The organism is Cyclobacterium xiamenense (genome assembly GCF_900109255.1).
Lineage (GTDB): Bacteria > Bacteroidota > Bacteroidia > Cytophagales > Cyclobacteriaceae > Cyclobacterium > Cyclobacterium xiamenense.
This window is the reverse complement of sequence record NZ_FNZH01000006.1, coordinates 198794-220883: the sequence shown is the minus strand read 5'-3', so window position 1 is coordinate 220883 and position 22090 is coordinate 198794. Positions and strand designations below refer to the sequence as shown.

Below are 22090 nucleotides of genomic sequence, written 5' to 3'. Positions count from 1 at the left end.
TTGAATCAGCCCCTAGGGGCAGAATGCTTTGAAATGGATGGAGGACTAGTGGGCAACCAATAGAGAGGCCCTCCGATGGCGGCCTGCCGGGGCAGCCATCAAATCGCCTTGCGCTGCATTTAGCGGAAATGCTGGTGTGGTGAGCGGATAAGGAAAAACGGGGACAGTGATCCCCGTAGGTAAGTGCAGATGGAGCTGAATGAAAATAAACCAGTGATGAAGCCTCGAGAAAGCAAATCATGATGTGTAAAACAGGTAGTTACGTTTGTACCTGTGACAAAGTGTGGCAGACGCCCGGAAGATACCGGCCACACCGCATCCGGGGTAAAGTTGGCAGGAACGCAGTACAGGCCATTTTAAGGAACAAGTGAACTCTATGCCGTCAGGCCAAATTGAGAGAGGAAACCGGCACCCGTGGTTGGGTGAGGCATGGGGGACAGATCCAGCCGTAGTAGTGATGAGGCTCCTGTAATGGGAGTGGAGCACGGCAAATGTCCGGGAGGACATTTGAGCGAGGTGTGCGGGGATGGGGACATTTTTGGTTTCAAACCAGTTTACAACCAATCAATTTGGGATGACAGACTACTATGAAACAAAATCGCAACCAATTACCAAGTTGATGGTATGGCAGGCGTACAAGAAAGTAAAATCGAACAAGGGCAGTGCGGGCATAGACCGTATGGACTGGGAGGAACTGGACAGCGATCTAACCTCACACCTGTATAAACTATGGAACCGACTGACCTCGGGGAGTTATTTTCCGGTACCTGTCAAGCGGGTGGAAATATCCAAGATAGATGGCGGTGTCCGCAAATTGGGGGTACCGACCCTTCTTGACCGTATCGCCCAGCAGGTAGTCCGTTAGCACTTGGAAAGACAGCTTGAACCACTTTTCCATGAGAGTTCCTTTGGTTAACGGCCTAAAAGGAGTGCCCACCAAGCGGTGAAACAATCAGAGCGAAATTGTTTCGGTCATGACTTTGTGGTAGACCTGGATATCAAAGGGTTTTTCGACAACATCAACCATGACCTGATGATGAAAGCCTTGAGGCATTACTGCAAGGACGAGTGGGTAGCGATGTATGTGTCCAGATGGCTAAAGGCAGGTATTATGGCGGAAGGGGAGTTTGTGAGGACAAGTGCGGGTACACCTCAAGGTGGGGTAGTTAGTCCACTATTGGCAAACCTATATCTTCATGTGGCTTTTGATGAATGGATGAAGAGATTTCATCCGGAGAAACCATTCGAACGGTATGCGGATGATGTAGTGATACACTGCAAGACGGAGAAGCAAGCCCAATTTATGCCTAGGCAAATCAGCCAACGCATGAGGGTCTGTCATCTGGAACTGCACCCTGTGAAGACGAAGATTGTAAATCTCCGGGGTTGGTCTGAGACCAAATATACACGGAAGTACGATTTTCTGGGCTTCACTATCAAAGCATCGATGCAGACCATCAAAGGAAGGGGAATGCTGTTACCGGGCACGTTTGTTAGCATCAAGTCCAAAACGGCTATACTGGGAAAGTTTAGGGAACTGGCAATCCACAAGTGGCGCAAGCCTATTCAGGAGATTGCCCGTCGACTCAATCCGGTTGTCCGAGGACTGCTCAACTACTATCACAAGCTAAGAGGAGAATCTATGCGTGAGGTATGGAATCAACTCAACCACCGTCTGCTCAAATGGGTCAAATGGGAGAAGGGATTGTACAAAATGGCGGCAGTCAGATGGCTTAAGCGTCAGTACAAGTCCTCACCGGGACTGTTTGCGCATTGGAAATTGGTTCAACCTTAGGTATCTTCGGAGGACCGAGCGATTTACAAACATGAAGAGCCGTGTGAGGTGAGAGTCTCATGCACAGCCTTTCCCGATTTTCGGGAGTTCCGTGGGAAGGTAGGGGTGCAATTCCCTTGTCTGACCCGATTAGCGGTCATTGTAATGACAGACTATACAAGACATTGAAAAGACAATGATATATAAGGTTATAGAAGCAGCAATCGGACATTTTCCTTCTGAAAATAGGACAATGTTAGAAGAAATATCTACCGTGTGTACTATTGACAAGGATAGTATTATTCTTGAACAAGGAAAACATTGTAACCATTTATGGTTCATAAATAAAGGTGCAGTAAAAGCTTATGAAATGATTGACGGAAGTGAACGAGTTACTCACTTCTTTTTAAGCAATATGTTTTTTACTAATTATTACTGTTGGGTTACAAAAAAACAATCCGATTTGACTTACAAAGTCGTTGAAAATTCCGAAATCATTGAGATTGACTATCCAAAATTAGAAGAACTGTGTACTCATTATCATATTTTCGATACGATTGGGAGAAAAATGGCGGAAAAAGTTTTTGTACAAGAGTATTTCAATAAAAAACTTCTACTGAATTGTACCGCAAAGCAGAGATATGAATACTTTGAAAAAGAGCAGCCTGAAATTTTTAAACATTTTACCCTTAGAGATATAGCCTCATTTATAGGTATTACTGATGTTTCACTAAGTAGAATAAGAAAAGAAAGAATGCGAAAATGACGAACTTATCATTTGTTAAGTAGATTGTTTTTGTACTGTTGTAATTTTGCCTAATCACAAACGAGTTAAATTTTTACATCAATGCAAAAAATAATCACGACATTTACAGTGTTGCTTTTCCTTTTACTAACTGGGTTTAAACCTAACGGAAACACAACCTTAAAAGTAGAAGTAAGCAACTTTGAAAATAAGGCTTCTACAAAAATCTGGGTAAGTGTTTTCTCTGAAAAAGATTTTTTAGAAAAATCTATTCAGACACAATCTGTTATCATATCAGGTAGCAAAGTTATTGTAGAGTTTGATTTACCACCAGGAGAGTATGCGGTTTCTACATATCAAGATGTAAACAGTAATGGCAAGTTAGACAGATATTTTATTGGTAAGCCAAAAGAACCTTATGGTTTTAGCAACAATGTTAAACCATTCGGTCCACCAAGTTATAAGGACTGCAAATTTAACCTTACTAGTGCACCAAAGTTAATTTCTATTTCTTTAATAAATTAAACAAATGATAACCGCATCTTTAATTCTGAATATTGCCGTACTTATTCCTGTCTGCTATTTTATGCTGACAAACAACTTTAGAATGGTAAAAACTATGGGTGAATTTAGTCCTTCTCGAGGAATTTTACTTGCTATTTATACAACAATCCTTTTAGCTTCTATCTTATTAATATTCTTTGCAGATGTCAAACTTGCATTTGCACTTTTCTTTATGCAGATAGTGTACAAGCTACTAAGTCCGTTTACAGTAAAGACTCTTAAACATCCGTTTGTTATCAGCAATATTGTTATTGCGATTTTTCATCTTGTGACAATCTATACGATGATAAAGGCAGACGCACTTCATTTTGACTTCTGACCGAAGGAAAATACTATAGCATTTTTTTGTAATGTGGACTAACGTGCTTAATTGGGCGTTGGTCTTTTATTTTTACATTTGTATGGGTAATAAAATATGATAAAGAATTTAATAAATGTAAAAGTTGATATCGAAGAAAACAACGAACAGCTAACAGCACCTACCCAAAAGCTGCGGATCAGCGGTTAAATCAAGCTCTGTGCTTGTAACAAAGTTTCTGCTTGGTTGACAGTGAAGTGCTTCGAAATAGCCACCTGCAGGTAGCTGCAAACTGTGTGTGACTTGAAGTCACTGCGCCTAAAAACAGCTCATTCCCTTGCCTGACCCGATTCGGCTCCAGCAAAAGAATCGTTTAAAATCAAGTCGATATCCAAAATTTTGATAAATTTAAGCAATGAAGCATATAACTTTAACTATACCCGATCATCTTGACCTGGGTGAGACGGAGACCAAAAGATTCCTTGCAGCAAAAATGTATGAATCCGGAAAGCTGTCACTTGGACAGGCAGCAGAATTGGCTGGGTTGTCAAAAGTGGCATTTTCGGAGATTTTGGCGGATTAGGGTGTTTCTTTAATCAACGATCCACCTTCGGATATTCCAAAAGGTGGCGCACAATTCTGATTGTATCATTTCCGATACCAGCTGTTTGATACTTTTGGATAAAATTGATGAACTAAAAGATAAAAGAGTCGCCGAGAAACTTAATTAAAGGTATTCTGGAACCGTTGGCTTCATCCTTAGAGCCAAACAAATTGGTAAATAGCGTAAGACTTATACTCGAAAAAATAAAATCCACCAATTTCAGATTTGATGACAAGCGTTTTGAAAAAGTTTTGGAACAAGGAGGGGAATGAAAAGAAGCATGCCAAAGCCTAACTTCCCCTTTGATCCATCGGGAGTCCCGGTAGAGGTTTTATTTTGAACGTGTAATACTATCCGGCCAGAAAAGGAAGGGAACGGCTCCGAATGCCCGCCGTCTCCAAGCTGAATCCCGATTGGCGGTAATTAGAAAAGAGGTGCTTTTATGCGAGATTTACAAGCATATTTGGAAAGAGTCTCACCCCTCACCAAAGAGGATTGGAATTTAACGGTACAATCCTTCAAAGAGGAGAAGTATAAGAAAGGTGACTTTTTTATCAATGAAGGAAGGCACTGCAACAAAGTGTCTTTTGTATCCAAGGGTTTGTTCAAGCTATACTACCTGACTGAAGGTCAGGAAAGGATCATGTTGTTTTTCGTTGAAGGACAGTTTCTAACCGACTACTTCGGTTATCTGACCCAGACTCCCTCCATTCGGCCGATACAAGCGCTGGAAGACTCGGTTGTCTATACCATCACGCGTGACGAATTAAACCACCTAATCAAAACGTCCCAAACATGGTCAAACATAGCAAGGGTTATGGCAGAGAGGGCTTATGTTTTCGCAGTTCAAAGGGCCAACAGGTTGCTCCACGATGACTTTGATACCCGATTTATCACCTTTATGACCGAGTATCCCTCGCTCCTGCAGAGAGTTCCTCAATATATGATAGCCTCTTATCTTGATATGACCCCCGAAACGCTGAGCAGGGTAAAAAAAAGGACATTTAAGAACAATCCATCCTTAAAGTCTATACACGAAGGTATTGATCCCCAATTACTTTAACCGGAAACGAGATCATCACTTCTTGATTTGAATCAATGAATTGAAATGATGTGAGATAGAATTTTGCATCAACAATTTCAAATTCAAAATCTGGAAAAAAATGAAACGTATGATCATGATGATTGCTTGTTCCGTAGGTTTAATTGCCTACGGTTATGCTCAAGATAGTAAGCCCAAATCAAAAATTGAAAAGGTAGTTATTGAGTATAACGGGAAAAAGGTTAAAGCAAGGCAATTGACGGTTAGCTCTGAAATCCCGATACACATAGATAGTGCTTGGGCAAATTTGACACCCGCATTATTGGAATTTGTCGCCAAAGGAATGATTCGATTCAAAGCCGTCGAAGGTGAATTTCCAAAAAAATGGGAAGTCGGTCAAACTTATGGAGCAAAAATGCGGATTTTCGGATTTATTCCGTTCGGTGGTACCCATTACCTATTCATTGAGAAAATTGATGATAACAACCATATAATCTCTACCAAAGAGTGGGATAAAGTAGCAAAAGTTTGGAATCACGATGTGGTATTGAAAGATTTAGGTAATGAGATAATTCAATATGAAGACTCCATAACCATTTATGGGGGAGTCATGACAGGTGTTATAACCTCTTTTGCAAAAAAGTTCTACAAACACCGTCAAAAAAGATGGCAAATAGTGGCAAAGGAAAACCTCAATTTCGCAGAATAAAATACTACTGTCATCAGCTGTCTCGCAAAAGCGGGGGTTTCGCGCTTCCATGATAGAGAAGTGCTAAAACCCCCACTTTCGAACGAGTAGCTCTCTCGCTCTAGCAGAGAGTTCCTCACTATATGATTGCCTCTTACCTTGATATGACCCTCGAGACGCTGAGCAGGGTGATACAAAGGACTTTTAAAGAAAACCCATCCCCAAAGTCTATACACGCAGGTAGTGACCCCCGCTTGTTGTAACCGGAAAGGAAAACATAAATTCTTGATTTGAATCAATGATTTAAAATGATGTGAAATAGAATTTCGCATCAACAATTTCAAATTAAAAATCTGGAAAAAAATGAAACGTATTGTTATGATGATTGCTTGTTTAGTAGGTTTGAGTACCGTTGCCATAGCACAAAACCAGAATCAAACCGACATAGAGGAAACCCTCTACTCCAACCTTACTACATGGAAACAGATCGAGTCGCATTTACCCGAAGGTTTTCGAACATCCCCTTCCACAATGCCCGAGGAGTCTTTTACAGATTGGAATGGCTGGAAAATTCACCTGGATTCCTACAAAAATGAAGATGCCCCGGCAAAGGTAATCCTCTTGCACGGGGTAGGCGGTAACGGAAGACTGCTGTCATTTATTGCTGTTCCCTTGTTCAATGCGGGTTATGAAGTCATTGCCCCGGATTTGCCCGGATACGGTAACAGCATCGTGCAAAAACGGAAAGTGGTTTATGAGGATTGGGTCAACCTCGTTTCCTTCCTGATTGACCAGGAAAAAGCAAAAGACCAGCGGCCAGTCTTTGTTTTTGGGCTGAGTGCCGGAGGAATGCTGGCGTATCATGCGGCTGCTAAAAATCCGCAAGTAGCAGGCGTCATTGCCACCAATTTGCTGGATCAGCGCGATAAAAGGGTACGGGATGCCTCAACCGGCAGCAAACTCAAGAGTCGTGTGCTGGTACCCATGCTGAAATTCACCTCTCTTTTTGCCGGAGGAGCCATGCTCCCCATGAAAAAGGTGGCCAATATGAAAGCCATCGTCAACGATGAAGAAGTACTTAAGCTGTTGTTGAATGATGAAAAGTCTTCAGGTACCAAAGTTCCGCTGAGATTTCTGACTAGTCTGATTAAAGCAAAACCTGCGGTCGAGCCAGAGGATTTTCAGATTCCGGTATTGTTGGTTCACCCTGGAGATGACCTCTGGACACCCACCTGGACCAGCGAAGTATTCTTCAACAGGCTAAGTGGTAAAAAAGAATTGAAAATTCTGGAGAATGCCGGTCATTTTCCCATCGAACAGCCCGGAATCAGCCAACTGCCGGAATACGCTATCAGGTTTTTACGTTTTCGCTAACGCTCCTTCTCCGCCGCGGTGGACGAGATACGGTAACGAAGTCGGTTTCTGAGCCACTTATCGATGGCTGTCAGCTTGGCGTGGATACGATCAACGCAGTAGTTATTCGCCGTATGCATTCCACCAAGTACGTGCTAAACCTTTTTTTGAAGTGCTATGCGTAACGATCCCGTACGTTTCTGCGGTTTGTTTGCACCGGGTTTTCAAGTGCGTACGTGAGCGACTCCGATGGATTTACTTCAAGTGGAGTAATGGACGAGCCTGTTCCGCCCCTACAGGGCTTGGGAGGCCGGGATTGAGGGTATTTATCACAGGACTACACCCTGTGCTGGGGTATTTCGCGCTTTCAGTGCTTGGAGTTTTCAATAGAGAATGGTATTCGTTGCTAGATAACGGTCAGGGATTCGGTTAGTAATCAGCTCTGGCGCCGGACTCCAATTGCCTACTTTTAGCCCTGAAAGCGCGTCATCTCCCAGCGATGGGTGCCGCCCATCGTCGCGATGTCACTATTTTTTTGGTAGCCCTGTAGGGGCGATATAGGTTTCTAATCAACGATTACACTTGCAAATAGAACAAAATTCAAATATATTTAACGCGCTGGTTTTTTGATAATTAGAATAGTTGTACAATCGGCCAGTCCCTTGTTAAAATTTATATTCACCTAATCTTCTATCCAAAAAATCGTCTCCCACATGACACAGGATTTGCGATAATGCTCCCTAAAGGGTCGCAAGACGCTTATTCTAACCTTTGTGCGCAATAAAACCAATGTAGGATGAAGCAATTTACACGTAACGATTGGCTACTAAAGAACTTCCTGGGATTTGCTTTATCCTATTCTATTTACAGTCTACTGGCACATGGTTATACAGGAGGGCATGATTATGAACTTAGTTTTGCTCAATTCTTGACGCATACGGTAGCTCTTCTTGTAGTAGGATCGATCGTTGGCGTTGCCCAATATTCGGCGCTATCAGAAAGCTATAACCTAAGGTCTTCAAAAATCATTGTTGTCCCGCTGTTTTTTGTAGCTTTTTTTTGGATAGGATATTATCTCTCAGGGCCACCACTTGACATAATTCTTGGGTTTCCTGTACTTGGTTCTGTATTGTGGATTTTTGATGACAAGATTAGGAAATTAACCATGCCCTATAAAATTCTTGCGTATTGCGGTTTCTTCTGTGGTGCTTTGGTGGGAGGAATGGTATTAACCCTCATTGACACACAAACCGGAATTATTGGTAAAATGCAAGACAGTATTGGGCTTCATACGATCATGTGGCTTATTTTGGCGTTACCGACAGCTGTGATCGGAGGATGGATAAGTGGAATTTCGATAAAAAAGTCTCTTTAAAAGTACGGAATATAAGGATGCAAATAAAAATAGGCGAAACAGTAGTAAACGGAAGGCTTTTGGCTCGTATCAAAGCAAGTGCTTATCCGCAATTTTTGTGCTTCGAGATCGCCGGCTTTTTAGATACCAACCGCTGTGCGGCAGCAAAAACGTAAACCGCAAAACGTATACAACAAGCATGAATTTGTATTAACATCATCTACCAGGTATTGTCGACCTTTGCCTGTACATGTATTTGACTTGTATGAAGCCAATCATCCATTTAAAAAGTATCACTGACATCAACAACTTTTCTCAATGCACTACCAAGCATCCGCTGGTTGCTGTTTTTGATTTTAGTAAAGCCGATGAATTTAACGAAGGGGACGTTAGAATCAGCGCAGACTTTTATTCCATGATTTTTAAAAATTATTGTGCCAATACCATCCGATACGGAAGGCAGTCTTTGGACTTTCAGGAAGGTAGTTTGGTTTGTATTGGGCCGAAACAATTGATTACCCTGGATAACGAGAAGGATAACGAAAAAGAGAAAGAAATGAAGGGATGGGGGTTGTTTTTTCATCCCGACTTGCTTTACGGCACTTCGTTAGGGAGCAAGATTCAAGATTATTCTTTTTTCTCCTATGCAATGGCTGAAGCACTGCATCTCTCTCAAAAAGAAGAACAGACCTTGTCTGATTGTGTAAAAATGCTTGAGATAGAGTTGAATGAAAATATCGACCACCACAGCCAAACGCTTCTTGTTTCAACCATTGAATTGCTGCTTAATTATTGCTCACGCTATCACGATAGGCAATTTATTACCAGAAAAAGAAGTAATTCTAAAATAATCGTTCAGTTAGAAGCCCTTTTGAAAGCCCATTTTCATACTACGGAAAGTGCAGCGTCGTCTTTACCAACGGTTACATCTTTAGCCGAAGGAGTACATTTATCGCCAAGCTATTTGAGCGATTTGCTCAAAAAAGAAACAGGTATGAATGCGCAGGATTTTATCCATTATCATTTAATCGAAGTGGCTAAAAACAGGCTGCTTACCCACGATGCCGCTGTTGGTGAAATAGCGTATTCGCTTGGCTTTGAGTATCCTCAGTATTTCAGCAGACTCTTTAAACAAAAAACGGGACAAACCCCACTGGAATTTAGAAACAAATCGTAATAAAATGGAAAGCATTGACAAACTGCCCCACCAGAAAGGCCGCACCATACTTGTAACCGGAGCCAACTCAGGACTGGGTTATGAAACAACCTTGGCATTGGTAAAGAAAGGAGCAAAGGTAATTATGGCTTGTCGAAGTTTATCGAAAGCCGATATCGCCAAAGAAAAAATCCAACAACACGTTCCAAATGCTGATTTAGCGGTTATGGAAATTGACTTGAGCAGCTTGCAATCGGTGAGGAAATTTGCCAAAGATTATCAGCGTACGTACGATACACTCGATGTGTTGATTAACAATGCGGGGGTCATGGCACCTCCCTTTTCCAAAACAGAGGATGGCTTTGAATTGCAATTAGGAGCTAACTATTTAGGACATTTTCTTCTGACAGGGCTTTTGTTAGATACGATCGTAAAAACGCCTCAATCAAGAGTTGTTACCTTGAGTTCTCTTGTGCACAAAGACGGCAAAATTAATTTTGATGATTTGCAAAGTGAAAATAAATATGATGCCATGAAAGCCTACGCGCAATCAAAATTAGCTTGTTTGCTTTTTGCTTTTGAGCTTCAAAGAAGATTGGAAAAAGCAGGAAACCATCAAACTATTTCAACTGCATCGCATCCAGGCATTGCGGACACAGAATTGAGCCGCAATATGCCAAAGGTTATCTACTATTTAGCGAAATATACCATTGCCCCATTTTTTACACATGCACCAAGTGAAGGGGCAAAGCCCACCCTATTGGCAGCTATTGGTGAAGCCAAAGGTGGCGAGTATTTTGGCCCGACAGGATTTAAAGAAATGAAAGGGAAGGCAGGTAAAGCAACCGCTTCAGATGTATCAAAGGATGAAAACCTGGCTAAGAAACTTTGGGAGGTATCGGAAAAGTTAGTGGGTTTTTCGTATCTCTAAAAAATGATTCGGAGCAAAGCCAAGCGGTAATTGATCGGGTCGGGCAGGTATCCGGGTACTTGCGAGCTGCGGTATACCCCTTCCGAACCCCGGCGCAGCGGTTCCGAGACACCACGTGTCGATTCGGGCACGCAACGTTCCGCTTCTACCATTCGTCCCCCGGCCTATTTTAGTCAATGTGGCTCCTTTAAGGCGAAACGATCCGGCTAACAGGTGCAACTGCCCACCAAAAACTGACAACGGTCCACCTAAAAATCGAAACGTTGAATAAAATAAACTGACACGCCGAGTTCTGTGCTCCGTGATCGGACCTCTGAAGTACCCCTTTTTCGCCATCCAGCAAAAATTTTCGGCAAAAATGTCAGGCTTTTTGTTTTTTGAACCAAAGGCCTGTCATTTTTTAGCGAAAATTTCCGGTTTTGAGGTTCTAAAGCCGACTTCCGAACCGCAACGTTGAATATATTTTATTCAAGCCTGTCAGTTTTCGGTCGACGCGTGTCAGTTTTTAGTCTGTTTTTGCATGTATTAACTGCGTGCGAGCACCTCGGAAGTGTGCCGCAGGGGGGTAGGAGGTCCCTGGGAGGACTCAGGAAGTCCCCTTCAGGAGATTAAGTCCTGTCTGGATTTGCAAAAAAAATGGGACAATGGATTAAGCTACTTTTGATTGATTTGCTTTCAAATCTCAAACGAAGTAATTCACGGGAATGGTTTGAGCAAAACAGCGGCTGATACGAAAATTACCGTTGTAAGGGTTCGGTTCCGCTCAGTCCCGAAATAGGCCAGAACAAGAAATAAAATTTGTTTGGAAGGGGCATTCGCTGTATATTTAACTTCATTCCAAACCAGCAAACCATGAATTACACCCACTACTTGTACTCCTGTTTGGTCGCCCTGCTCTTTACTGCCGCCTGTGGCAGTCCCTCTGAGAAAGCGGCGGCCCCCACGCCCTATTTTACGGCCGATGAAGATCAGGGCGGATTGAATTTAGGTTCCGGACTTCAGGCCTACGTGGTCGCCGAAGACCTGGGACGAGGCCGCCACCTGGCGGTGAATGAAAACGGCGACATTTACATGAACCTGCGGGAAGCCACCGATGAAGGGGGTATTGTAGCCCTGCGGGATACCGACGGCGATGGACGAGCGGACGATATCCAATACTTTGGTGATTTTGGAGGCACCGGAATGGCCTTTTACAAGGGTAACCTGTATGCCTCGAACGACAGTACCGTGTTCCGGTTTACCTTTTCGGGAGACAACCTGATTCCGGATAATGCCGCTGCACCCGATACGATCGTTTCCGGTCTGCCCGTGCAGACCTCCCATGCGGTAAAGCCCTTTACCTTTGACGAAGAGGGCTACATGTATGTAAATGTGGGCGCGCCGTCCAATGCCTGCCAGGAACAGGACCGCACCCAAGGTTCCCCCGCCATGGATCCTTGTCCGCTATTGGAGCGGCAGGGAGGTATCTGGCGTTTTGAAGCCGAGACAATCGGGCAAACCCAATTGGAGCACGGGTACCGCTTTTCCACCGGGATCCGAAATGCAGTGGCACTGGACTATAACTCTGCAGACGGACACGTCTACGTGGTACAGCACGGCCGGGACATGTTGCATGCCCTGTTTCCGGAGATGTATTCCGAAGAGGAGAGTGCGGAGCAACCCGCCGAAGAAATGTTTCGGCTAAGCGATGGAGCCGATTTTGGCTGGCCGTATTGTTACTACGATCCGTCTCAGGACAAGCGGCTGACCGCTCCGGAATACGGAGGGGATCGACAGCAAGCGGATCGCTGCGAAGGGACGGAGGACCCCGTCATGACCTTTCCTGCCCACTGGGCGCCCAATGACCTGCTGTTTTACACGGGTGATCAGCTGCCGGAAAGCTACAAGGGTACGGCTTTGGTGGCCTTTCACGGTTCCTGGAACCGGGCTCCCCTGGAGCAGAAGGGATATTTTGTCGCCGCGGTTCCTTTCGAAAATGGCTCTCCGGCGGGCAGTTACGAGGCCTTTGCGGAAGGATTTGCCGGGGTAGCGACGATCGAAGCACCCAGCGATGCCCAGCATCGGCCTACGGGCCTGGCACAGGCGCCGGATGGTACCGTACTTATTTCCGATTCGGTGAGCGGAAAAATCTGGCGGGTATTCTACCAGGAAGACGAAACCGTAGCCATGAACTGACTGCGGATCAGCAGCGGGGGAAACTAGCGATTCTTAGCTGAAAAATCTTTTTATGCCGGCTTCCATTGAGGAGGTTGGCATTTTAATTTTCCCTAAAGGGCCTTTTTTTGAATAATTGGTAGTTGATGGACTGGTGCCTGAAACAATCAATACGCCCGCAATGGATGGTTTTTACCGCCATTATCCCGTTTACATCCGCATTCTATTTTGGAAAACAGGCCTGCTGACCGAGCCTTTTATGAGGCCTGAAAAATAAAAAATACATACTTCCTATTTTTTTAAGTTTTAATCTTTAAACTTGCGTTCAAATTTTCTAGAAGACGGTTGTGGTGTTGAAAGGGGTGAAGACTGGAGCGATGAATTTTTTAAATTTTTGATCCAAATTTTCTTACCCGGGTACGATTGGGGCTGAACGCACCCAGGGACTCCAGAACTTTTTTCAAGAAGATTAATTTAGGAACCGATGTTTTATTTGCGATGAAAACAGCCAAATTTTTGATTATTGGCATTTGCTGCTGGGTTTTTACCTATGCGACGGTACATGGGCAAGAGGCTCCGACCGATTACATTATTACAAACGATGGAGCAACACGTACGGGTACCATAGCGCGGTCCTTCGATTTCAACAATGCCCGGACCATCACATTTCTGGACCCTGAGGGAAAGGAGTTCCGTTTTGGACCCGAGGACCTGAAAGGCTTCGTTTTGGCCAACGGGAGAACATTTGAAAGCCGCTCCTTGCCCGGAAAAGGGGAGAAGGAGTTGTATTTTTTGCAGGTGATCTTACGTGGGAAGGTGAGTCTTTTTTCCTATAACAGTCGTTTTTTTGTAGAAAGTGAAAAAGACTATTTGGAGTTGTCAAAAACGTCTGCCCCAAAAACCATTCAGGGCAATGTGATCATGACAAGGCACAAGCAGATTACCGGAATCCTCAATTACATGTTATACGGACCTTGCGGGTTACAATTAAGGGAAAGGATCGCAAGAACCGTTCATTCCGAGAGTGGATTTATTGACATTATCATGATGTATCATGACTGTGAAAATCTGCCCTATGAATTGTTAGTAGAAGAGATTCCGGTACTAAGGTTGTCTTGGGTAGGCATGGCGGGGGCTTCTTTGTTCCAAACCTATCCGGTACCCATGAGCGACCGGACTGGGCATGTATTTGCAACCAACGTGGCGCCATTTGTCGGGGTAGGAATCAAATTGGATCAGTGGCGCCGCGCCCCTAGATTTGCTTTTGACCTGGGGATTGGCTTTTCCTGGGTCAAAAATACGCTAAACGCCCAGTTGAATCGGCAAAATTACTTCTACACGGCAACCGAGGAATTTTCAACCACCACCGTATCGGTACCTGTATTTATTGATTACCTGGTGTTTCGGTCTTCAAAGCACGAATATTACCTGGGGGCGGGCGCCAATCTTCGGATTAATTCCTTTCAAAGCGCAAGCAGTATGGTCGATTTCAAGACTAAATCCGAACCGGTCGTGGTTGAGTTATACGAAGAGCCGATTTACATCCATTCGCCGGTTCAGTTTTCACCGGCTTTTAAAGCAGGAACGCATTTATTGTACAAGGAAAAATGGGGGATCGTCTCGGAATTTCAGTTGGAGTATACCCATAAAGGCTACGGCCTATCGCTTGGTTCAAATCAGTTTCAATACAATCAATTTGTATCCACGTTTATCCTGGGGTTTCGGTTATGAAAAAGCACCTGCACCATTTGGCCACGATCCTGATACTGCATCTGTTTGGCTGCGTAAATCCAGAACTGACGCCCAGGACCAATCCACGCTTCAGTGTGGCTTTTATCCAGGAAATCGACGAATCCGGGGCGCAATTCGCCGCAAACGTCTATGATTTTGGCAGCGAAGAGATCCTGGAATACGGATTTCTTTACAGTACCCATTGGAATCCAAGACCGCCCTATGCCGAGGAGTTGAAACAAACCGGAAAGCCGGAAAAGTATTTTGTCCTCAAGGCCGAGCACTCCATGGCGAAGGGTGAGATTTACTACGTAGTGGCGTACGTAAAAACCTTGTCAGGGGTGGTGTATTCGGAACCCCATCGCTTTGTCAGTAAAGGAGCCGTTGGTTTTATTTTTGAGAAATTTGACTATGCTCAGCCCGTGTTTTTTGGCGATACAGTGGACGTGTATGGAGAGAATCTAAGCAGCGTTATCGCTAATTACAAGGTCACCTTTCAGGGCGAAGAAGCGCGTGTAATTGAGGTACAAAAGCATTTCTTTAAATTTATTATCCCGGATTTTCAAAATTTTGACCGCTACAGCGAACCGGATGTTTTTCGCATTTCCATGGAAATCGTGGACAAGGAGATGGAGATGAACGTCCTCATGCCGTTTCGTGAGCCGGAGTTTGCCGAGATGGCAATTCAGCAAATCGACTATAGAGGTACGGTCGAAATCCTCGGGGATTATTTGGTCGACCCTAATTTGGTTGTGACCTTGTCACCTCAACCTTCCGAATATCCTATTCGCGGTACCGTGACCTTGGTGTCTGCAGACCGGAATAAAATTGTATTCAAACCCAATCCGGTCTATGCAGGTGAAGAAAATGTCGTCGAGCTGGAAATACGCGGGAAAAAATACAACCTGGGATCCGGTGTTTTCACGTACAATCCGACAGAAATAGACCCTGGGCAACATATCGTTACCCGCTACGGGGATCAATTCAGCATCACAGGAAAAAACATCAATTACGCGGCGCCTTACTACCACAAAGGTGTATTGAATGGTAAGACCTATGAAATAAACTACGAGCAATCGAACAGTGAAACCCTATCCCTTCGTTTTGTTACCCAGGGCTACCTATTCGATCGAATCAACGAATTCCGGATTCAAACATTTGCCAACGTTTCTCAAAACTCCGCAACGATTGAACTGACCGATCCAGATATCCCCTTTCTGAGAAAGCCGATCCCTTCTATTGCGCTAGCAGAATACCTACAGTATGGTAACATGACGAGTTTCGAAGGAAAAGGATATGCACTTGGGAATAAGGAGATCTTCGAAGTAGACGTAGCAAGCAGATCGATGACTCCCCTGCGTGCCCTTCAACTTGGAACCTATCGTCTTTCGTTTACTTTTTCGGCTGCACATGGAGAAAATTGGTACCTTGGCGGTGGGCAGACGACCGATTTAAATCCGTCCAATCGGGCGTTTTTTGTCTTTAATCTACGCAGTGGTGAAATTAGACGGCTTCCGGATTTGCCGCTGGACCAAAGAAACCCCATGCTGGTGCATGTCGTCAACGAACACTTGTATGTGGAGGGGGGGCATACGCCTGAGAGAGGGGAAGACCACCGCCAACGGTATAAATTCGATATCCGTTCTGAAAAATGGGTGCGCCTACCGGATAAAGAAGAAGGCCGGATGGTCGTTGGCAGGACCGTTCCGTTTACGTTTAATGGACGCCATCTTGCTTTTGGTGAGCCGGATGGAACAGGAGACGAGCATTCCGGACTTTTTGAGTTCGATTTGACCACCGAACGGTGGAACCTAGTGAAGCGGTTTTCGGACATAGGAAGGGTGGGCGTAAAAACAGATGAGGTGTTTATCGTTGGAAACAAAGCCGTTCTCATGGGTATCGAAATCTTTGTTTTGGATTTAGAAAGCATGGAAATGAGCCAAGTGACCAATCTGTCCCATCCATCCTACCTTACCTGTGAGTTTTTACGTGTAATGGCCTTTATGGCCAATGGAAAGATCTACGCATGGGATTGCAACGAAACGTTTTGGGAAATTGACCCCGAAAGGTTCGATAATTGGTAAGCCCTGGATTTTGGATGAGGATTTGCCGGTTTTCGATCGGCTAAAATCGAGAACAAACCGATTTTAGCCGAGATTCGCTACACACGAACAAAAATTCGAGAACCCTTTTCCGCTTCTTTGTTAAGCCGGCTTTTTCTGAACGAGTGTCCGGGAAATTATGTCAATAGATGTACCTCGTGAACCTCCTAACCTACCTATCTTTTGATAAACGGCTGCATTTTTTTGTCACCATTCGTTTATTTTTAAGCGAATAAAAAGAGGAAGGTGATAAAAATTAAAACATGGTTTATTTTTCACCTATTACTTCCATTTAAAACAAGAAAAAAATTAAATTTGGTGGCAAATGGGGGTGATGTTGATCTTGTTGTCAGGTATTCCCGCCTTCACCACTTTCGTATACTTGAGCCCTACCTAGGTGTAGTTTGTAACTACACCTTTTTATCCTTGGAATTTGTAATTCCAGTTTACAACAATTATTTTAGATCATGGGCGAAGCTTACCAGATAAGAGATCAGGAAATGCCCTATTTCTTCACCTTCCAAGTGGTTGGATGGGCAGATGTGTTTTCAAGAAAAATGTATAGGGATTTTATCTTGGAAAATCTGACTTATTGTAGAAATGAGAAGGGGCTTTTTTTGTTTGGTTATGTCATCATGACCAATCACCTTCACTTGATTGCTCAACAAAAAGATGGAAAATTATCAGACTGGGTTCGGGATTTCAAAAAGTTTACAAGCAAGAAATTGCTCAAGATGATATTGGAAAATCCACAGGAAAGCAGAAAGGAATGGTTGAAGATGATTTTTGCTTATCATGCTAAGTTTAATAACAGGTCTGGAGAAATGCAATTTTGGACACATGAAAACCATGCCATTGAACTTTATCGAACCGAGATGATCGAAAGTAGAATGAATTATATTCATGAGAATCCGGTAAGGGCGGGAATCGTGGAAAAACGGGAAGACTACATGTATTCAAGCGCGAGAAATTATGCGGGATTAGATAGTTTGATAGAGGTGGATTATTGGTAATGACGTCCATTTCCAATTGCAAATTGAAATGGATAGAAGGGTGTAGTTGCAAACTACACCCAGATGAGGTTTTTCTGAATGAATGTATGGGAGATTGTGGCAATACATGTACCTCGCGAACCTCCTAACCTACCTATCTTTTGATAAACGGTTGCAATTTTTGTCTATGGGTGTTTATTTTTAAGCCGAATAAAATGGAAATGGTATGTAAAAATAAAGAGGTGGTTATTTTTTTACCCATTAACTCCATTTAAAACAAGAAAAAAATTAAATTTGGCAGCAGATGGGGGTGATGTTGATCTTACTGTCAGGTATTCCCGCTTTAACCACTTTCGTATATTTGAGCCTACAGACCTTACCAAGCACCCCTTATCGCATGATGCGTTCCGTTCTCCTCTTTATCGTACTTTTCGTACACAGTTCGTTTCTATGGGGCCAATCGACTACCGAAACCCTGGTGGACTATCGGTTTCAAATTCAGCGGGCAGTAGATCCCTTGGTGGTGGACGGAAAACTGGACGAACAGTCCTGGGCGGAGGCCGAAGTGGTGAGCGACTTTTGGATGCAGCAGCCGCTTGACGGCATCAAAGCAGGGCCCCGCACCGAGGTGCGCATGACCTACGATGCCGACCATGTCTACATCGCCGCCACCTGCTACGACGTGCAGAACTACGTGGTACAGACTCTGGAGCGCGATAAGAGTTTTTTTGAAGGAGACGGTTTTGCGGTCATAATCGATCCCGTTAATAGCCGGACCAACGGGTTTTTTTTCGGGATTAGCCCGTTTAACGTACAATCGGAGGATCTTTTGGGGCCCAATGCACCCCGTGAACTCACCTTTAGCTGGGACAACCGCTGGTTTTCGGCCGTAACCCGGCTTCCCGACAGATACGTCGTGGAATTGGCCATTCCCTTCAAAACCCTTCGGTTTAAAAAGGACATAGCCACCTGGGGAATCAACTTTATCCGGAACAACATGGCGAAAAATGAGTATTACAGCTGGACGCCCATGCCGGTTAATTTTCGCCTCTACGACCTTGGCTACACAGGCGCGATGCGCTGGGATAAGGCTCCGGATAAAACGGGAACCAATATTTCGCTGATTCCCTACGTCACTTCTGGGGCGGTGCAGGATACCGACACCGAAATGACCACCGATCTGGGCATGGACGCAAAGGTAGCCATCACCTCTTCCCTGAATCTGGATTTGACCTTGAATCCGGATTTTTCCCAGGTGGACGTGGATGTGCAGCAAACCAATCTGACGCGATTCAACCTGCGGTTTCCGGAACAACGGGATTTCTTTCTGGAAAACAACGACTTGTTTACGGGATTTGGGCCGAATTCGGCCAAGCCCATTTTTACCCGCAGGATCGGCCTGGACGAGGATAACCAACCCATTCCGATCGCCTACGGTGCCCGCCTGAGTGGTAACCTAAACCCGGACTTTCGGATCGGTCTGATGAATATCCGTACACGGGCAACTCCCTCCCAGGCGGCTCAAAATTACAGCGTGGGGGTATTCAATCAAAGCCTTTGGGAACGATCGGTTCTCCGAGGCTATGTGACCAACCGGCAAGCACACACGGCCGGCAATGGAATCGATAAAACGGATTTTGGCCGAAATGCCGGAATGGAACTCAACTACCTAAACGAATCCGGGACCTGGAATTATTTTGGGGCTTTTCACCTCTCGGAAAAATCGCAGATTGGCATGGGGAATTACCGGCAACTTGGCTTTGAGTACGGAGGGAGAAAATGGAATTTCCGGCTGAATTACTACGGGATGGAAGACGATTACTACGCGGATATGGGCTTTATTCCGCAGATGCGAAATTACGATGCGCTAAACGATACGGTTTATCACCTGGGGATGGAGCATTTTCACGGGCGGATCGGCTATATCATCCGGCCGGAAAATGGTAGCCGAATCGTGGCGCACGATATTCAGTTGCGAAATACCATCAATTACTACACGGATTGGTCCTTTATGGACAACGAATTGCGCCTGGATTACCAAATCCGTTTTCGAAACACCAGCAGGATTGATTTTCAGGCACAGGGATTGGATACCCGCTTGCTCTTCCATACCGGCTTTACCGAAGGGGAGCCGCTGCAGCCGGGGCTGTACCGCTACCCACGGGTAAGTTTGTCCTACAGTTCCGATGCCCGAACCGGCCTGCCCTTTCGCGGGGAAATTGGATCGGGGCGGTTTTACAACGGATACCTGACCTCGTATTTGCTCGAGCTGAACCTTCGACGGCAGCCCTGGGGCTTGTTTTCGCTCTCCTGGGAGCAAAATGACCTTTCCCTCCCGGAGCCCCATGGGACATCCACGCTCACACTTATCAGCACCCGTAGCGAGATCAATTTTAGCACCAATATGTTTTGGACCAGCTTTTTGCAATACAATACGCAACAGGAAAACTTCAATATCAACAGCCGCCTGCAATGGAGGTACCTGCCCATGTCGGATTTTTTTGTGGTATATACCTACAACTATTCCTTTTCGCCCTTTATCGAAACCCGAAGAAACCAAGCTCTTTTATTGAAATTTACGTACATGTTTACCATCTAGCCGGCAGCCCGCCTTGCGCGACAGAAAGCCAACGCCCAATTCGTGGCGGAGCTGGCGCCGGAACCTTTCTTCCCTTGTAAAGGGGTATTTTTCCGGCTGGCACATTGTTTGCCCGCTTTTTATCGTATTGATTTACATAAAACAACCGTTACCCATGATCCCTACCCGCCTCTTATTTGCCTGCAGTTTGTTTGCCGCCTTTTCCGCCTGTGTGCCGGAGGATTCCGAACCCGCTCCCGATCCGGTTGAAACCGGTGAGCCGCAATTGGTCAATGCCTTCCCCAGCCTTTCCTTTGACCGGCCCCTGGAGATGGTGCATGCGGGTGACGGATCCGATCGCCTGTTTGTTGTGGAGCAACGGGGAGTGATTTCGGTGTTTCCCAACGAACCGGCTACGGGGCAACGATCGGTTTTTCTCAATTTGGAAAACCAGGTGGACGACGCGGGCAACGAGGAAGGGCTGTTGGGCCTGGCGTTTCATCCAAACTATGCCAGCAACGGGTACTTCTACGTCAATTATACCGCATCCAATCCGGACCGGACGGTCGTTTCCCGATTTTCGGTGGCGGCCGCCGATCCCAAGCGGGCGGACCCGGGGACGGAACGGGTCTTGCTGGAAATCGAGCAACCCTTTTCGAATCACAATGGGGGGCACCTGGCCTTTGGGCCCGATGGCTTTCTCTACGTGTCGGTAGGTGATGGTGGCTCCGGGGGTGATCCCCAAAACCACGGTCAGAATCCGCAAACGCTGTTAGGCACCATCCTGCGACTGGATGTGGACCGGGAGGAAGGGAATTTGGCCTATGCCATCCCTGCGGACAATCCATTTGTCGGTAATCAGGAAGGGTTCCGGGAGGAGGTATACGCCTATGGGTTGAGAAATGTGTGGAAGTTTAGCTTTGACTCGGAGACCGGCGCATTGTGGGCGGCAGACGTGGGGCAAAACCGATTTGAAGAAATCAGTCTGATCGAAAGCGGTGGCAACTACGGATGGAATACCATGGAAGGCAACGCCTGTTTTTCTCCTTCGTCCAATTGCGCGCAGGAAGGGCTGGATTTACCCCTGTGGACCTATGACCACAGTCAGGGAGACGTGTCCGTGACCGGCGGCTACGTATACCGGGGAACGGCGCTTCCTGAATTGGCCGGTCGGTACGTCTTTGGCGATTTTGCCTCGGGACGTATCTGGGCCCTGGATTTTTCGGAGACTGGTGAACCCAAGGTATCTGAATTGGTGCAAGCCACCTTTCCGGTAGCTTCCTTTGGTCTGGATCAGGAAGGCGAACTTCTGATAAGCGGCTTTGATGGGAGGATTTACCGGATCGAATACGCAGGGGAGTAAGAAATAGTGGATCGTGTTTGGTTAGGGGATCGTTTGGTAGGTAAACCAGCCCTTGTACCAGATCTGCAGCAAGGGCGCTAACGGTACGCTTTGATCAACAGTTACCGGCTCATCAGATCCGCTTTGTTTGATTACAGCCCAATTGCAGAACGATTTCCACCTATCCTTTCCGCAGAATTTTCTCCATTTTCCGGCCTTTGGCCAATTCATCGACCAGCTTATCCAGGTACCGGACTTTCTGCGTCAACGGATTTTCGATATCCTCGATGCGGTACCCGCATATCATTCCGGTAATTAGGTGGGCCTGTTGGTTGAGTTGAGCTTCCTGAAAGAAGGTTTCGAAGGTGGCCTTTTCCGCGATAAGCTCCTGTTGCTTTTGCTCGTTAAAGCCGGTGAGCCATTCAATGACCCGGTGCAATTCTTCTTTGGTTCGGCCTTTTCGCTCAACTTTGTTTAGGTAATGCGGATAGACGGAAGCAAAGGTCATGGTAGCCATGCGCCGATCGTGTTTTTCTGTGGTAGCCATGCGTGTAATCGATTTCTGACAATTTCGAATTTTATTGTTACTTTGTTAAATGTACGATTTTTCCGGCATACCTCACAGGCCACAGGCCCTAGGCGCCCGGAGGAAATCGGTGCAGCAGATCCATTTGTTTACGAC

General features: G+C 45.4%; 20 protein-coding genes and 1 pseudogene. 19 read left to right on the top strand and 2 right to left on the bottom strand.

From position 1 onward, the window contains the following. The first annotated feature begins 574 nt into the window (after window positions 1-574). The 13 genes and pseudogenes from BMW71_RS23865 to BMW71_RS18185 all read left to right on the top strand — a co-directional run bounded on the left by BMW71_RS23865 (window position 575) and on the right by BMW71_RS18185 (window position 10509). Window positions 575-865 carry an RNA-dependent RNA polymerase family protein gene (locus BMW71_RS23865; protein WP_218145606.1) on the top strand — a complete coding sequence of 97 codons (291 nt, stop codon included), beginning with the start codon at window positions 575-577 and terminating at the stop codon, window positions 863-865. 63 nt (window positions 866-928) lie between these two features. Continuing rightward, a pseudogene (locus tag BMW71_RS24030) lies at window positions 929-1426 on the top strand (reverse transcriptase domain-containing protein); the annotation flags it as partial. Between the two features lie 21 nt (window positions 1427-1447). After that, on the top strand, window positions 1448-1795 hold the full coding sequence (locus tag BMW71_RS24025) for a group II intron maturase-specific domain-containing protein (protein WP_317041163.1): 348 nt from the start codon (window positions 1448-1450) through the stop codon (window positions 1793-1795). A 175-nt stretch (window positions 1796-1970) separates the two neighbouring features. Next, on the top strand, window positions 1971-2540 hold the full coding sequence (locus tag BMW71_RS18230; RefSeq protein WP_092177321.1) for a Crp/Fnr family transcriptional regulator: 570 nt from the start codon (window positions 1971-1973) through the stop codon (window positions 2538-2540). Between the two features lie 81 nt (window positions 2541-2621). Further along, complete coding sequence (locus BMW71_RS18225) at window positions 2622-3044, top strand: DUF2141 domain-containing protein (RefSeq protein WP_092177319.1); 423 nt, start codon at window positions 2622-2624, stop codon at window positions 3042-3044. 4 nt (window positions 3045-3048) lie between these two features. Continuing rightward, window positions 3049-3402 carry a hypothetical protein gene (locus BMW71_RS18220; protein ID WP_218145604.1) on the top strand — a complete coding sequence of 118 codons (354 nt, stop codon included), beginning with the start codon at window positions 3049-3051 and terminating at the stop codon, window positions 3400-3402. 394 nt (window positions 3403-3796) lie between these two features. Then, window positions 3797-3964, top strand: a complete 168-nt coding sequence (locus BMW71_RS18215; RefSeq protein ID WP_092177315.1) for a UPF0175 family protein — start codon at window positions 3797-3799, stop codon at window positions 3962-3964. Between the two features lie 463 nt (window positions 3965-4427). After that, window positions 4428-5048, top strand: a complete 621-nt coding sequence (locus tag BMW71_RS18210; RefSeq protein ID WP_092177313.1) for a Crp/Fnr family transcriptional regulator — start codon at window positions 4428-4430, stop codon at window positions 5046-5048. 100 nt (window positions 5049-5148) lie between these two features. Further along, window positions 5149-5736 carry a hypothetical protein gene (locus BMW71_RS18205; RefSeq protein WP_092177311.1) on the top strand — a complete coding sequence of 196 codons (588 nt, stop codon included), beginning with the start codon at window positions 5149-5151 and terminating at the stop codon, window positions 5734-5736. A gap of 342 nt (window positions 5737-6078) precedes the next feature. Continuing rightward, window positions 6079-7089, top strand: a complete 1011-nt coding sequence (locus BMW71_RS18200; RefSeq protein WP_092177309.1) for an alpha/beta hydrolase — start codon at window positions 6079-6081, stop codon at window positions 7087-7089. Between the two features lie 775 nt (window positions 7090-7864). Beyond that, window positions 7865-8443: a hypothetical protein gene (locus BMW71_RS18195; protein WP_092177307.1), complete on the top strand. Its 579-nt coding sequence runs from the start codon at window positions 7865-7867 to the stop codon at window positions 8441-8443. Between the two features lie 244 nt (window positions 8444-8687). Continuing rightward, window positions 8688-9599, top strand: coding sequence for a helix-turn-helix domain-containing protein (locus tag BMW71_RS18190; RefSeq protein WP_092177305.1), 912 nt, complete (start codon window positions 8688-8690; stop codon window positions 9597-9599). A 4-nt stretch (window positions 9600-9603) separates the two neighbouring features. Then, complete coding sequence (locus tag BMW71_RS18185) at window positions 9604-10509, top strand: oxidoreductase (RefSeq protein WP_092177303.1); 906 nt, start codon at window positions 9604-9606, stop codon at window positions 10507-10509. On the opposite strand, the gene BMW71_RS23765 is transcribed toward BMW71_RS18185, so the two are convergent. Next, on the bottom strand, window positions 10506-10661 hold the full coding sequence (locus BMW71_RS23765; protein ID WP_177179702.1) for a hypothetical protein: 156 nt from the start codon (window positions 10659-10661) through the stop codon (window positions 10506-10508). The genes BMW71_RS18185 and BMW71_RS23765 overlap by 4 nt on opposite strands. 700 nt (window positions 10662-11361) lie before the next feature. On the opposite strand from BMW71_RS23765, the gene BMW71_RS18180 reads away from it, so the two are divergent. The 6 genes from BMW71_RS18180 to BMW71_RS18155 all read left to right on the top strand — a co-directional run bounded on the left by BMW71_RS18180 (window position 11362) and on the right by BMW71_RS18155 (window position 21429). Beyond that, complete coding sequence (locus BMW71_RS18180) at window positions 11362-12684, top strand: PQQ-dependent sugar dehydrogenase (protein WP_092177301.1); 1323 nt, start codon at window positions 11362-11364, stop codon at window positions 12682-12684. A 477-nt stretch (window positions 12685-13161) separates the two neighbouring features. After that, entirely contained in the window at window positions 13162-14394 is a 1233-nt protein-coding gene (locus BMW71_RS18175; protein WP_143057678.1) for a hypothetical protein, read from the top strand. Beyond that, a complete protein-coding gene (locus tag BMW71_RS18170; RefSeq protein ID WP_092177297.1) occupies window positions 14391-16478 on the top strand; it encodes a Kelch repeat-containing protein in 2088 nt (695 codons plus the stop codon). The genes BMW71_RS18175 and BMW71_RS18170 overlap by 4 nt, the downstream gene beginning before the upstream one ends. Before the next feature lie 485 nt (window positions 16479-16963). Then, window positions 16964-17509 carry an REP-associated tyrosine transposase gene (locus BMW71_RS18165; RefSeq protein ID WP_092177295.1) on the top strand — a complete coding sequence of 182 codons (546 nt, stop codon included), beginning with the start codon at window positions 16964-16966 and terminating at the stop codon, window positions 17507-17509. 376 nt (window positions 17510-17885) lie between these two features. Further along, window positions 17886-20087, top strand: coding sequence for a DUF5916 domain-containing protein (locus BMW71_RS18160; RefSeq protein WP_177179701.1), 2202 nt, complete (start codon window positions 17886-17888; stop codon window positions 20085-20087). A 154-nt stretch (window positions 20088-20241) separates the two neighbouring features. After that, window positions 20242-21429 carry a PQQ-dependent sugar dehydrogenase gene (locus tag BMW71_RS18155; RefSeq protein WP_092177358.1) on the top strand — a complete coding sequence of 396 codons (1188 nt, stop codon included), beginning with the start codon at window positions 20242-20244 and terminating at the stop codon, window positions 21427-21429. 160 nt (window positions 21430-21589) lie between these two features. On the opposite strand, the gene BMW71_RS18150 is transcribed toward BMW71_RS18155, so the two are convergent. Further along, window positions 21590-21955 (bottom strand): DUF2200 domain-containing protein, encoded by a 366-nt coding sequence (locus BMW71_RS18150; protein WP_092177291.1) that lies wholly within the window; start codon window positions 21953-21955, stop codon window positions 21590-21592. Window positions 21956-22090: the final 135 nt, after the last annotated feature.

Bases quoted from the DNA above. Each gene is read 5' to 3' on its own strand.
- BMW71_RS23865 (WP_218145606.1), top strand. From the start codon at position 575: ATGACAGACTACTATGAAACAAAATCGCAACCAATTACCAAGTTGATG.
- BMW71_RS24025 (WP_317041163.1), top strand. From the start codon at position 1,448: ATGCAGACCATCAAAGGAAGGGGAATGCTGTTACCGGGCACGTTTGTT.
- BMW71_RS18230 (WP_092177321.1), top strand. From the start codon at position 1,971: ATGATATATAAGGTTATAGAAGCAGCAATCGGACATTTTCCTTCTGAA.
- BMW71_RS18225 (WP_092177319.1), top strand. From the start codon at position 2,622: ATGCAAAAAATAATCACGACATTTACAGTGTTGCTTTTCCTTTTACTA.
- BMW71_RS18220 (WP_218145604.1), top strand. From the start codon at position 3,049: ATGATAACCGCATCTTTAATTCTGAATATTGCCGTACTTATTCCTGTC.
- BMW71_RS18215 (WP_092177315.1), top strand. From the start codon at position 3,797: ATGAAGCATATAACTTTAACTATACCCGATCATCTTGACCTGGGTGAG.
- BMW71_RS18210 (WP_092177313.1), top strand. From the start codon at position 4,428: ATGCGAGATTTACAAGCATATTTGGAAAGAGTCTCACCCCTCACCAAA.
- BMW71_RS18205 (WP_092177311.1), top strand. From the start codon at position 5,149: ATGAAACGTATGATCATGATGATTGCTTGTTCCGTAGGTTTAATTGCC.
- BMW71_RS18200 (WP_092177309.1), top strand. From the start codon at position 6,079: ATGAAACGTATTGTTATGATGATTGCTTGTTTAGTAGGTTTGAGTACC.
- BMW71_RS18195 (WP_092177307.1), top strand. From the start codon at position 7,865: ATGAAGCAATTTACACGTAACGATTGGCTACTAAAGAACTTCCTGGGA.
- BMW71_RS18190 (WP_092177305.1), top strand. From the start codon at position 8,688: ATGAAGCCAATCATCCATTTAAAAAGTATCACTGACATCAACAACTTT.
- BMW71_RS18185 (WP_092177303.1), top strand. From the start codon at position 9,604: ATGGAAAGCATTGACAAACTGCCCCACCAGAAAGGCCGCACCATACTT.
- BMW71_RS23765 (WP_177179702.1), bottom strand. From the start codon at position 10,661: ATGGTAGAAGCGGAACGTTGCGTGCCCGAATCGACACGTGGTGTCTCG.
- BMW71_RS18180 (WP_092177301.1), top strand. From the start codon at position 11,362: ATGAATTACACCCACTACTTGTACTCCTGTTTGGTCGCCCTGCTCTTT.
- BMW71_RS18175 (WP_143057678.1), top strand. From the start codon at position 13,162: ATGAAAACAGCCAAATTTTTGATTATTGGCATTTGCTGCTGGGTTTTT.
- BMW71_RS18170 (WP_092177297.1), top strand. From the start codon at position 14,391: ATGAAAAAGCACCTGCACCATTTGGCCACGATCCTGATACTGCATCTG.
- BMW71_RS18165 (WP_092177295.1), top strand. From the start codon at position 16,964: ATGGGCGAAGCTTACCAGATAAGAGATCAGGAAATGCCCTATTTCTTC.
- BMW71_RS18160 (WP_177179701.1), top strand. From the start codon at position 17,886: ATGATGCGTTCCGTTCTCCTCTTTATCGTACTTTTCGTACACAGTTCG.
- BMW71_RS18155 (WP_092177358.1), top strand. From the start codon at position 20,242: ATGATCCCTACCCGCCTCTTATTTGCCTGCAGTTTGTTTGCCGCCTTT.
- BMW71_RS18150 (WP_092177291.1), bottom strand. From the start codon at position 21,955: ATGGCTACCACAGAAAAACACGATCGGCGCATGGCTACCATGACCTTT.